This window comes from Streptomyces sp. RPA4-2, from assembly GCF_012273515.2.
Lineage (GTDB): Bacteria > Actinomycetota > Actinomycetes > Streptomycetales > Streptomycetaceae > Streptomyces > Streptomyces kaempferi.
The window spans coordinates 6376536-6388765 of sequence record NZ_CP050975.2; the positions used below are offsets into that span (position 1 = coordinate 6376536).

Here is a 12230-nt window from a genome sequence, read left to right on the forward strand (position 1 = left end):
TCACACTAACGCTCCTGGTTGTAGGTGCTGTCAGAACCGAAGCCCTGACCGTTCGTGTCACTACTGGCATTGCGCCCCTGCTGCACGCCGCGGCGCAGGTTGCTGAGCCTGCCCCGGATGTCCTCGGGTGCCCGGGAGACCTGGGGGCCGCCCTGCGGGGTCGATTCCGCGGTTCCCTCGACCAGGTTGGCCTTGGGGACCCGACGCGGCAGTCCGGACGAGGTGACCCCGCCCGCCTTGGGCTTCTTGAGCTGCTCGGCACGCTGCCAGCGGTCGTCGTTGTTCGAACGCCAGTCGTCGGTGCCGTTGCCCTCGCCGTTGCTCGCGGCGGCCGCGGGCGGTGTCTGGATCCCCTGGGCACCCGAGTCGGCAGGGCGCCGACCGTTCGCCCCGCTCGCGGCGGATCCGCGGCGCGGCAGCCCGGCGTCGGTCATCTGGTGAGCGGACGAGGGGGCGGGGCCCGGACGGCCGAAGCCTACGCGGTCCTGCTCACCCGCGTCAGCGACCTGCGCGGATTCCCCCTTCGGAGCGTACCCGGACCGGACGTCGTTCTGGTACGCGTCCCGTTGCGGCCAGTCGTCCTGGTAGGACGGCTCCTCGAACGCGGAGAAGGTCTCCGGGGCGGCGCCGCGGGCCTCCACGGGCTCTTCCCGGGACCGCTCCGGGTACCCGGGTTCCGGGTAGCCGCCGTTCGTCGGGAAGTACGTCTCGTCGTACGTCGGCTGCTGCGGTGCCTCGTACGCCGACTGCTGGTCGTACGTCGCCGGCTGCTCCTCGTACGCGCTCTGTCCGTTGCCGTACGGGGGCTGTGCGCCCTCGAAGGACGGCTGAGCGCCGTCGTAGCCGGGCTGGGGCGCGTTGAAGTCCTCCGGGTACTGCCCGGCTTCCAGGGCGTCCGGCTGACCCGTCGTCTGGGCCTCCAGGGCCGCGCGGCGCTCCTCGCGGATCAGGGAGCGGCCGACCGGATCCAACTCGCGGATGTCATCCGGGACTTCGGTGTAGCGGCTGTCGTCGAAGCCGAGCTCCGCGGCGGTGCGTGCCGACTCCACCTGGAAGGACTCCGCCTGGAAGTTCTGCTGCTCCGGGATGATCTGCGAGACGGTGAACTCGTCGCGCTGCACCTGCTGTTCGCCTCCACCACCGTGGGTGATCGCGTCGGGGAGCATGACCAGCGAGGTCGTTCCCGCCTGCTCGCCCGAGGGACGCAGCTGGACGCGGATGCCGTGCCGGTCGGACAGCCGGCCGACCACGAACAGGCCCATGCGCTGGGAGATCGCGGCGTCCACGGTCGGCGGGTTGGCCAGTTTGTGGTTGATGTCCGCGAAGTCCTCGGCGGTGAGGCCGATGCCCTTGTCGTGGATCTCGACCATGACGCGGCCGTCCGGGAGACGGGTCGCGGTGACGCGGACCTTGGTCTGCGGGGAGGAGAACGTGGTGGCGTTCTCCAGCAGCTCGGCGAGCAGGTGCACGAGGTCGGTCACGGCGCGGCCGTGGATCTCGGCCTCGGGGACGCCGGAGAGCTCGACGCGCTCGTACTGCTCCACCTCGGAGGAGGCGGCGCGCAGGACGTCCACGAGAGGCACCGGCTGGTCCCAGCGGCGGCCGGGCTCCTCGCCGGCGAGGACGAGGAGGTTCTCGCCGTTGCGGCGCATACGGGTCGCGAGGTGGTCCAGGCGGAAGAGGTTCTCCAGCTGGTCCGGGTCGGCCTCGTTGTTCTCCAGGTCGGTGATCAGGGTCAGCTGGCCCTCGATCAGCGACTGGTTGCGGCGCGACAGGTTGGTGAAGATCGCGTTGATGTTGCCTCGCAGGAGAGCCTGCTCGGCGGCGAGTCGGACGGCCTCGCGGTGGACCTGGTCGAAGGCGCGGGCGACCTCGCCGATCTCGTCCGTGGTGGTGATCGGGATGGGCTGGACGCGGGTGTCGACGCGGCCGGGATCGGTGCGCGAGAGCTGGTCGACCAGCATCGGCAGACGCTGTTCGGCGACGCTGAAGGCCGCGTTGCGCAGCTGGCGCATCGCGCGGCTCATCTGGCGGGCCACCATGCCGGCCAGGATGAACGCGAAGAGCAGGGCGAGCACGACGGCGCCACCGGTGATGAAGGCGTCGGTCTTGGCGTTGTCGGCGATGTCGGCGGCCTCGGCCACCGCCTTGTCGGCGAGGTCCGACTCGATCTGCCGGTAGCCGTTGTACTTGGCGGTGTTCACCGCCCACCAGTTCTGCGGGGTGACGCCGCCCGCGGCCAGCTCGGCGCGGTCGGAGTCGAGCGGCGACTTCAGGCCGACGACCTGCGCGACCATGTCGGCCGGCGGGGGGACGTACTTCTCGCCCTGGGCCGCAGCGGCCGTCGCGGCCTGTGTGCCCTGGCTCTTGAGCTCGGCCGTGATCTGCTTCGTGATCGCGTCGAGCTTGGCGGCGTCGGACTGGGTGCCACCGCCGAGGTACTCCTCGACGGCGATGCGCTCCAGGTAGGCGTACGAGGAGAGGGCGGTGCGCTGGGTGGTGAGAGCGCTCAGGCCCGGGCCCGGCTTGACCAGGAGGTGCATGCCGATGGACCGCTCGAGGGACAGCGCGGCCTTGGAGAGCGAGATCGCGTAGACCGTACGGCCGTAGCTGGTGATGTTTCCGGTACCCAGGCCGAGCTCGTTGGCGAACTCCATCAGCGGGTGCTGGATCTGGAGGTAGCCCTCTTCGGTGTCCACGTTCTTGGTCTTGTAGGCGACCTTGCGCAGGTTGCCGAGACCGGGCTCCACCTTGCGGAAGATGGCGAGCCGGCGCTCCAGGCCCGGCGTCCTCGGCATGTTCTGGGCCGCCCGGTCGAACGCGGCCGCGGCCTGGTCCGTGTCCTTGTAGGCCTTGACGACCGTGGGGTCGGCGGCGCCCTTGCCGTTCTTGTTCTCCAGCAGCGGCTGGGCGGTGACGTCACGCTCGACGAAGAGCTTGTCGCCGTAGGCCAGCGCGGCCTGTACCAGACGGGCCGTCTTCTCCGCGTCCTGGGCCTGTTGCCAGGTGTTGATCGAACTCTTCACCTGGAAGCCGCCCATGACCAGGCCGACGACCACGGGTATGAGCAGGATCGCGTTCAGCCTGGTGGGTACACGCCAGTTGCGGGGGGACAGACGACCGCCGCTCGGCGCGGGCGCCGGCACGGGCTCCGGAACAGGCACCTGTGCGGGCGCCGCTCCGCGCGGCGGCGGGGTGAAGTTGCCCCGTGCCGACGGCTCGGGACCGTTCTTGCTTCGCCTCACTCGACCAACAACCTCTCGGCGTCGGCACCTACGTTGTGCCGCGGTGTCTCCAGCGCCCTTGACTACTGGGCAGTTCAGCGCATTCCAGCACGTCAGGCAGCGCCCTTCCAAACACTCGGAACCGATGGTTCCGAGTGATGCATCCCCCAGATAAAACGGTCATAAAGAACGAGCCCCGTCAAAAGACGGGGCTTTTATGAGCGCAGCGGCACCGGGTGACCGCGATGCGTGTTGGTGCCCATCGAATTCCATGTCGAAACGTTATGAACACTGTGGCCGGCCGTGTCAAACGACACAGCCGGCTCCAATGCGTCTACGACAACTTCCTTATGGACCTGTCGACTTGGCTGCTAGCGCAGACGTGCCATGAGCGCGTGCTCGACCAGGGTGATGAGCGCGCTCTTCGCGTCCGCGCGGTGCCGGGCGTCCGTCGTGATGATCGGAGCGTCCGGGCCGATCTGCAGCGCCTCGCGCACCTCTTCGGGGTTGTAGGGCTGGTGTCCGTCGAAGCCGTTGAGGGCGATGACGAAGGGCAGGCCGGAGTTCTCGAAGTAGTCGACCGCGGGGAAGCAGTCGGCGAGGCGGCGGGTGTCCACCAGGACCACGGCACCGATGGCTCCGCGGACCAGGTCGTCCCACATGAACCAGAAGCGGTCCTGACCCGGCGTACCGAAGAGGTACAGGATCAGGTCCTGGTCCAGGGTGATGCGGCCGAAGTCCATGGCGACGGTGGTGGTCGTCTTGTCTCCGGTGTGCGTGAGGTCGTCGATGCCCGCGGACGCGGACGTCATGACGGCCTCGGTGCGCAGCGGGTTGATCTCCGAGACGGCGCCGACGAACGTGGTCTTGCCCACGCCGAAGCCGCCCGCCACCACGATCTTCGCGGAGGTGGTCGCCCGACCTCCGTCAGAGCTTGCGAAGTCCACTGAGCACCCTTTCGAGCAAAGTCACGGCCGGCACGCCGCCGTTGTTCTCATCGCCGCCAGGCTGGTGGATGGCGACGAGTCCGGCCTCCGCGAGGTCCGCGACGAGGATCCTGGCCACGCCGAGCGGCATGGACAGGAGGGCCGACACCTCGGCCACCGACTTGACCTCACGGCACAGGTGGCAGATCCGCTGGTGCTCCGGGAGCAGCCCCATCAACTGCGTGGGGTCGGCCGTGGTGCTGATCAGCGCCTCGATGGCGAGTTGGTACCGCGGCCGGGTCCGGCCGCCGGTCATCGCGTACGGACGTACCAGCGGCTGGTCGCCCTCGTCCCCGTACGGCTCAGCGTACGGATCATGAGAGGCGGTGGGCGGGGTCATGAATCCTCCGGGCGGGACAGCAGGTCGGTCAGTCGTGCCGTCTGTTGGGGCCGGTGGGGGGATTGTGGCGGCCGGACGGTGATTTCGTGCAGTCGGTAGAACCAGGAGCCGTCAGTGGAGCAGACTTCCCTGTAGTTCGGCGCGCAGGTCCGGAGTGAGTACGGCGCCCGCCCGGTCGACGAGCAGCGCCATCTCGTAGCCGACAAGGCCGATGTCGCACTCCGGGTGGGAGAGGACCGCCAGGGACGATCCGTCCGAGACGGACATGAGGAAGAGAAAACCGCGCTCCATCTCGACGACCGTCTGGGCCACCGTGCCGCCCTCGAAGATCCGGGATGCCCCGGCGGTCAGTGAGGTCAGCCCGGAGGCGACGGCCGCGAGCTGGTCGGCGCGATCGCGCGGGAATCCTTCGGACATCGCCAGAAGGAGCCCGTCGGCGGACACGACGACGGTGTGGGACACCCCAGGGGTGTTGTCCACGAAGTTGGTGATCAACCAGTTCAGATTCTGTGCGGCCTGGCTCATCGGGCTCAACTAACGCTCCTGCTGGTGAGTGGGGCTGGGGAAGCTGCCGGTCTGGCCGGTACCGGCCTGGCGACCCTGCTGAATGCCCCTACGGAGATTGGTCAGCCGGCCGCGTACGTCATCGGGCGCACGGGAGACCTGCGGACCTGTTTGGTGCTGTTGCTGCTGTGCCGTGCCCGCGACGAGGTTGGCTCGCGGGACCCGGCGCGGCAGGCCGGAGGTGGTGACCCCGCCTGCCGACGGTTGACGGACGCGCTCGGCCTGACGGACGAGGTCGTCGTTCGGGGACGTCCGCCAGGAGGCGGAGGCCTGAGGAGTGGCGGCCCGCTGGGGGGCGACGGGAGCCTGGGGCTGCTGCTGGGGAGGCTGCGAGCCGTTCATGTGGGCACCGTTCTGAACGCCGCTCTGGGCGCCGTTCTGAACGTTGTTCTGAGCGTTGTCGTGCGCTCCGTTCTGGGAGCCGTTCGCCTGACCGTGGAACCAGTTGGTCTCCAGCGTGTCGTACAGCGGCGTACGTCCGTCACCGGGGCCGGAGGCCGGCGGCAGCGCCTCCGGCTCCTGAGCACGCGCGGGCCGCTGCTGCGGCCGCTCGTACTGACCGGTGGACGAGGGATCCTGGCCGTTGCCGTAACCCGGGTTGGCGAACTGGCCGGTGGACGAAGGGTCCTGACCGTTGCCGTACCCGGGCCGCGCGAACTGGCCGGTGGACGAGGGGTCCTGCGGGTTGCCGTAGCCCGGGTTGGCGAACTGGCCGGTGGACGAAGGGTGCTGGCCGTTGCCGTACCCCGGGTTCGCGAACTGGCCCGTGGAGGACGGATTCGTGGTCGCGGTGCCGAAGACGTCCGGGCGCACGAACTGGCCGGTGTTCTGGCCGTGGTTCTGCCCGTTGTTCTGCGGCGCGCCCATACCGGGGCGGGGGCCGTCGAAGTCGGGGCGGGCGAACTCGGAGGTGGCGGCGGGACCGTGACGGTCGTCGATGCGCGGCATCTCCGAGGTCGAGGCCGGGCCCTGCCGGTCGTCGACGCGCGGCATGCGCGAGGTGGTGTCGGGCTCCTCGTGACCGCGCGGGGAGTCCAGCGAGGCGCGCGGCACGGGCGGCTGGGCGTTCTCGTCGCTCCAGCTCGGCCGGGACTGCTGCGCGCTGCCGCCGGGCAGCTCGGCACGCGGACCACCGCGTCCCGGCAGCTGCGGCCGGCGACGGCCGCCGCCCTTGTTGCCCGCGGGCTGCTGCTGCGGGGGCGTCGCCGCGGGGGCGCTGTCACCGAAGTTGAAGCCCTGGCGGTTGCCGGGTCCGTCACCGAAGCCCTGGGGCGTGCCGGCTCCGGTGGCCTGCAGGCCCTGCGAGGCACCCGGCGCGTTCTGTCCGAAGACACTCGCACCGGCACCGGCCGGGGCCGGCCTGCCCTGCTGCGGGTTGCCCGGACCCTGGGGTCCGCGCGCGCCACCCGGAGCACCCGGGTGACCGCCCTGGCCGCTGCCGGGAAGCGCGGCCCGCGGGCCCTGTCCGGCGCCGACCTGGCCGCGCTGCGGCGCACCGCCGAGGAGACCGCCGCCGCCGGCGGGCGCGCCCGCTCCGAGGGACGGACCGCCCTGGCCGCCTCCGCGGCGGGCCGCGGCCACACCGGCCGAGGCCTGCGCGGCGGCCGGGCCGCCGGAGGAGGGAGCGCCCTGGCCCGGCTTGCCCGGAGCCTTCTTGCCGCCCTGGGCGACATCGACGGGGAGCATGACGAGCGCGGTGGTGCCGCCGGAGTCCGACGGACGCAGCTGGATACGGATGCCGTGACGCTGCGACAGACGACCGACCACGAAGAGGCCCATGCGCCGGGAGACGGAGACATCCACGGTGGGCGGCGCGGCGAGGCGCTCGTTGATCGCGGCGAGGTCCTCGGGGGACAGGCCGATACCGGTGTCGTGGATCTCGATCAGCACCCGGCCGTCGGGCAGCGCGTGACCGGTGACCTTGACCTTGGTCTGCGGGGAGGAGAACGAGGTGGCGTTCTCGAGGAGCTCGGCGAGCAGGTGCACGAGGTCGTTGACCACCCGGCCGGCGACCTGCGTCGTCGGCACCGAGGCCAGCTCGATGCGCTCGTACTGCTCCACCTCGGAGGCCGCGGCGCGGAGCACGTCGACCAGCGGGACCGGGCGGGTCCAGCGGCGGCCGGGCTCTTCACCGGCGAGAACGAGGAGGTTCTCACCGTTACGGCGCATGCGGGTCGCGAGGTGGTCGAGCTTGAAGAGGGAGGACAGCTGGTCCGGGTCGGCCTCGCGGGACTCCAGTTCGGAGATGAGCGAGAGCTGACGCTGGATGAGGCCCTGGGAACGGCGCGAGAGGTTGGTGAACATCGCGTTGACGTTGCCTCGCAGGAGGGCCTGCTCGGCGGCGAGGCGGACGGCCTCGCGGTGCACGTCGTCGAAGGCCGCGGCCACCTTGCCGATCTCGTCCCGGGAGTGCACACCGACCGACTCGACGGAGGTGTCGACGTCCTGCGGGTCCGACTCCGAGAGCTGCTTGACCAGCTCGGGCAGACGGTCCTGGGCGACCCTGGTCGCGGTGTCCTGCAGCCGGCGCAGCGAGCGGATCATGGACCGGGCCACGACGAAGGCGCCGACGAGGGAGACGCCGAGGACGAGGAGGATCAGCGCACCGGAGATGATCGCTTCCTGCTGGGAGGCGTTCTTCAGCTCACGGGACTTCTGCGTCATCTCGCCGAGCAGCGTGATCTCGATCTTCGACATCGTGTCGATCTTGGTGGTGTCGGCGTCGAACCAGTCCTTGGAGGACTTCTTGTCCTGGGTGCTCAGACCGCCCGCCGAGTCCAGTACGCGCTTGGCGTACTGGTCGGCCGCCTGGATGGTCGGGTTGCCCTGGTCGATCGTCTCGGTGAGCTTCTCGGCGCCGGCGCCGTAGATGCTCGCGAAGCTGGTGCGCTCGGAGGCCTCGCTGTCCTGGGCCGAGGTCGCGTACAGCCGGTCGTTCTCGGAGAGCTTGCCGAAGCGGTCGGGCTTCGCCGGCAGCGCGGCGGCGATGATCGCGCGCTGGATGGAGGCGTACTCCTTGGCCGAGGAGAAGGCCGACAGGGCGCGGGTGCGCTGGATCATCTCCGGGTTGCTGGTCGCCTCCGCCATGTCCTGCGAGAGGTTGATCAGCTCGGTGATGAGGCGGTGATACCCGTCGACCGTCTGCGAGGCGTTCTGCGGGTCGCTGTAGGCCGCGTTGCGGATGGTGCCGAGCTTGTTCAGCTCGCCCGCGATGGCGACGAGGCTGTCACGGACACCGGAGAGCTGTCCGCTCGCACTGGCGTCGTCGATCTCCTGGGTGCCGGCGAGGAAGTGCGTCTTGGCGCGGTCCGTCGCGTCGCGGACCGACGTGACCTCGTACTTGTCGGGCTTGATGCCCTGCGACAGCGGACCCGCCGACCCGTCTCGCTCCTGCTGGAGCGCCACGGCGAGCTCGGTCGCCTGCTTGGTCATGTCGGTCAGCAGCTTCATGTTGTCGAGCTGCTGGATGTCGTCCATGGACTGGTTGATGCGCAGCGCGCCCAGCGTGGTCGCGGCGACCACGGGGAGCGCGAGCAGCGACACCAGTCGCGTGGAGATGCGCCAGTTGCGCAGGGCCACGCGGGGGCCGGGACCCGGAGGGGCCTTCGGCTTCACGGGCGGCGTGTCGGGAGCCGTAGCGCCGGAGCGCGCGGAGCGCTCACCACCGCCGAGCTCTGATTGTCCCGGGTTCTGGGCGTGCTGGGGCGAGGAACCGCGGTCGGTCCCGCCGTGCGGCTCCGGCTCCGCCGAAGCGCTGCCATCCCTCTTGAAACGTCCCTGCACTAGCGTCGCAACCTCTGGACCAGGCGCCCCTCCGCGCAAACGGCGGGACGGTGTCGGCGTCGTTCAGGGGCGCAGACGCGCCCCCTGGTGTGGTCGTGAGTGACCGGCGCTGCTCCCCCTCCCCGCCGCCACTCGGCGCTGAGTCGCGCCTCCTGCGCGCCGGTTCGATCCCGCGGCGGTTCGTGGAATTCCAGCACAGTGCAGGATCTCCAACAAGGCCCGTGTACCAGGCTGTGACCACCGTGACAGCTTGTGAGGGCAAGGTCACGACACGTAGAAAGTGATCTCGTACATTCCGGTCTTATCCCTACGATCCAGCGGGGTGCACGGGGTGTCCCAGTCGCCATGATCAGGAGCGGAATGATGGGTTCAGTGGAGCAATGTCCGTTTCGCCGGGGAGGGTTGGCGGCCTGAATTGACCGGTTTGCCAGCCCCCTAGTGAGCAAACTCACACGCCGATCATGAGGTCTTCACGGCTTCCACCGGGAATCGCATGTTTAGCCTGGCGCTTTACAGGGATGGCAAATCCGACAACCTGCGCCGACGCGGGGGCTCTTGAGCCCACCCGGCGCCCGCTCTGACGAGGTCGAAGACAACAGTGAAGACGACGATGATGTTCCGCAACATAGCCAACCCGCGACGCACCACGCTGGCGCACCTCGAGGACGCCGACGCGATGCAGGCGCAGGAGCAGCCGGAGCACTCGGTCGACCTCCCCACCCAGACCGCCAACCCGCGGCGCACCATCCTCATGGAAGCCCCGGTCGCGGCCTCCGTCGCCGACTAGTACGCGCGCCGGCCGCCGCCCGCTCACCGCGCCGACGGATATGCGCGGGGCGCCGACCCCTCTCCGCGTTAGCCTGGAGCGTCAGACTCCAGCCAGCTCAGTGAGGGGCGCAAGGATCCCGTGCGCATCGCCAGGTTCTCCATCGACGGCAACGTCGCGTTCGGCGCGGTCGAGGGCGACAAGCCGGACGAACTCGTCCTCGACATCATCAAGGGCATCCCGTTCGCGGACTTCGAGCTCTCCGGCACGAAGGTCCCCCTCGGCAAGGTCCGGCTCCTGCCGCCGGTGCTCCCGAACAAGGTCGTGGCCTTCGGCCGCAACTACGCGGAGCACGCGAAGGAGCTGGGCAACGAGGTGCCCGACGCCCCGTTCGCCTTCTTCAAGCCGTCGACCTCGGTGATCGGCCCCGGCGACGACATCCAGTACCCCTCCTTCTCTAACGAGCTGCACCACGAGGCCGAACTCGCCGTGGTGATCGGCCGGATGTGCCGCGAGGTCCCCCGCGAGCGGGTGAAGGACGTCATCCTCGGCTACACCTGCGCCAACGACGTCACCGCGCGCGACGTCCAGAAGCGTGAGAAGCAGTGGGCGCGGGCCAAGGGCTTCGACAGCTCCTGCCCGCTCGGCCCCTGGGTGGAGACGGACCTGGACCTCGCCGCGGTCTCCGAGGGCATCACCATCCAGTGCACGGTCAACGGGCAGCAGCGCCAGCTCGGCCGCACCAGCGAGATGACCCACTCCGTCGAGGACCTGATCGTCAACATCACCGAGGCCATGACGCTGCTCCCCGGCGACGTGATCCTCACCGGCACCCCCGCTGGGGTAGGCCCCCTGAACGTCGGCGACGAGGTCGCCGTCACCATCGAAGGCATCGGCACTCTCACCAACAAGGTGATCAAGCGTGGCTAACGCGTCCGTCCGCGTACGTTTCTGTCCGTCCCCGACCGGCAACCCCCATGTGGGCCTGGTCCGTACGGCCCTGTTCAACTGGGCGTTCGCCCGGCACAACGAAGGCACCCTGGTCTTCCGCATCGAGGACACCGACGCGGCCCGCGACTCCGAGGAGTCGTACGGCCAGCTGCTCGACGCGATGCGCTGGCTGGGCTTCGACTGGGACGAGGGCCCCGAGGTCGGCGGCCCGCACGCGCCCTACCGCCAGTCGCAGCGGATGGACCTCTACAAGGACGTCGCCCAGAAGCTGCTGGACGCCGGCCACGCGTACCCCTGCTACTGCTCCACCGAGGAGCTGGACGCCCGCCGCGACGCCGCCCGCGCCGCCGGCAAGCCCTCCGGCTACGACGGCCACTGCCGCGACCTCTCCGCCGAGCGGAAGGCCGCGTACGAGGCGGAGGGCCGCACGCCGATCGTCCGCTTCCGGATGCCCGACGAGACGATCACCTTCACGGACCTGGTCCGCGGCGAGATCACATACCTCCCGGAGAACGTGCCGGACTTCGGCATCGTACGAGCCAACGGCGCGCCCCTGTACACGCTGGTCAACCCGGTCGACGACGCCCTGATGGAGATCACCCACGTCCTGCGCGGCGAGGACCTGCTCTCCTCCACCCCCCGGCAGATCGCCCTCTACAAGGCGCTGACCGAGCTGGGCATCGCCAAGGAGACCCCGGCCTTCGGCCACCTCCCGTACGTCATGGGCGAGGGCAACAAGAAGCTCTCCAAGCGCGACCCGGAGTCCTCGCTCAACCTCTACAGGGAGCGCGGGTTCCTCCCCGAGGGGCTGCTGAACTACCTCTCCCTGCTCGGCTGGTCGCTCTCGGCGGACCGCGACATCTTCGGCATCGACGAGATGGTCGCCGCCTTCGACGTCACGGACGTGAACCCGAACCCGGCCCGCTTCGACCTCAAGAAGGCCGAGGCGATCAACGCCGACCACATCCGGCTGCTCGACGTGAAGGACTTCACGGAGCGCTGCGCCCCCTGGCTGAAGGCCCCCTTCGCCCCGTGGGCGCCGGAGGACTTCGACGAGGCGAAGTGGCAGGCGATGGCCCCGCACGCGCAGTCCCGGCTGAAGGTCCTCTCCGAGATCACGGACAACGTCGACTTCCTGTTCCTGCCGGAGCCGGCCCACGACGAGGCCTCCTGGACGAAGGCGATGAAGGAGGGCTCGGACGCGCTCCTGCGTACGGCCCGCGAGAAGCTGGACACGGCCGACTGGTCCTCCGCCGAGTCCCTCAAGGAGGCCGTCCTGGCCGCCGGTGAGGAGCACGGCCTCAAGCTCGGCAAGGCCCAGGCCCCCGTCCGTGTCGCCGTCACCGGCCGCACGATCGGCCTGCCGCTCTTCGAGTCCCTGCAGATCCTGGGCAAGGACACGACGCTGGCGCGCGTCGACGCGGCGCTGGCGAAGCTCGCGGCGCGGTAGCAGCCCGCCGCGGCCACCGCGGCGGACCCACGGCACGGTGACAGCGGGGCGGCGTCCGGTTCGGACGCCGCCCCGCCGCTGTACACCCAGTGGTCTCCGGGAGTTCACCGTTCCTGTCAACTCCCGCTCCCCGAAACCCGTTTGGATGTTCGAGCAGGCGTGTGAC

Annotated in this window: 8 protein-coding genes; 3 read left to right on the plus strand and 5 right to left on the minus strand. The window is 69.9% G+C overall.

All coding sequences use genetic code 11. The annotated features are described in order from the left end of the window. Window positions 1-5 precede the first annotated feature (5 nt). The 5 genes from HEP85_RS28015 to HEP85_RS28035 form a co-directional block, all read right to left on the minus strand. The gene (locus tag HEP85_RS28015) at window positions 6-3245 is read right to left on the minus strand and encodes a nitrate- and nitrite sensing domain-containing protein (protein WP_211118080.1); all 3240 of its coding nucleotides are present in this window, start codon (window positions 3243-3245) and stop codon (window positions 6-8) included. A gap of 350 nt (window positions 3246-3595) precedes the next feature. Then, the gene (locus HEP85_RS28020; RefSeq protein ID WP_028802395.1) at window positions 3596-4171 is read right to left on the minus strand and encodes an ATP/GTP-binding protein; all 576 of its coding nucleotides are present in this window, start codon (window positions 4169-4171) and stop codon (window positions 3596-3598) included. Further along, the gene (locus HEP85_RS28025) at window positions 4152-4550 is read right to left on the minus strand and encodes a DUF742 domain-containing protein (protein WP_168530388.1); all 399 of its coding nucleotides are present in this window, start codon (window positions 4548-4550) and stop codon (window positions 4152-4154) included. The genes HEP85_RS28020 and HEP85_RS28025 overlap by 20 nt, the downstream gene beginning before the upstream one ends. 111 nt (window positions 4551-4661) lie before the next feature. Beyond that, window positions 4662-5075 (minus strand): roadblock/LC7 domain-containing protein, encoded by a 414-nt coding sequence (locus HEP85_RS28030; RefSeq protein ID WP_010984127.1) that lies wholly within the window; start codon window positions 5073-5075, stop codon window positions 4662-4664. 9 nt (window positions 5076-5084) lie between these two features. Continuing rightward, window positions 5085-8897 carry a nitrate- and nitrite sensing domain-containing protein gene (locus tag HEP85_RS28035; protein ID WP_369657867.1) on the minus strand — a complete coding sequence of 1271 codons (3813 nt, stop codon included), beginning with the start codon at window positions 8895-8897 and terminating at the stop codon, window positions 5085-5087. Window positions 8898-9495: 598 nt separating this feature from the next. Here HEP85_RS28035 and HEP85_RS28040 point away from each other — a divergent pair. From HEP85_RS28040 to gltX, 3 genes are all read left to right on the plus strand, one after another. After that, window positions 9496-9684 (plus strand): hypothetical protein, encoded by a 189-nt coding sequence (locus HEP85_RS28040; protein ID WP_168530389.1) that lies wholly within the window; start codon window positions 9496-9498, stop codon window positions 9682-9684. A 120-nt stretch (window positions 9685-9804) separates the two neighbouring features. Beyond that, window positions 9805-10593 (plus strand): fumarylacetoacetate hydrolase family protein, encoded by a 789-nt coding sequence (locus tag HEP85_RS28045; protein ID WP_168530390.1) that lies wholly within the window; start codon window positions 9805-9807, stop codon window positions 10591-10593. Beyond that, window positions 10586-12064, plus strand: coding sequence for a glutamate--tRNA ligase (gltX, locus tag HEP85_RS28050; protein WP_168530391.1), 1479 nt, complete (start codon window positions 10586-10588; stop codon window positions 12062-12064). The genes HEP85_RS28045 and gltX overlap by 8 nt, the downstream gene beginning before the upstream one ends. The last annotated feature ends 166 nt before the right edge of the window (window positions 12065-12230 follow it).

Coding starts and splice junctions, on each gene's coding strand:
- HEP85_RS28030 (WP_010984127.1), bottom strand. CDS start 5,075: ATGAGCCAGGCCGCACAGAATCTGAACTGGTTGATCACCAACTTCGTG.
- HEP85_RS28025 (WP_168530388.1), bottom strand. CDS start 4,550: ATGACCCCGCCCACCGCCTCTCATGATCCGTACGCTGAGCCGTACGGG.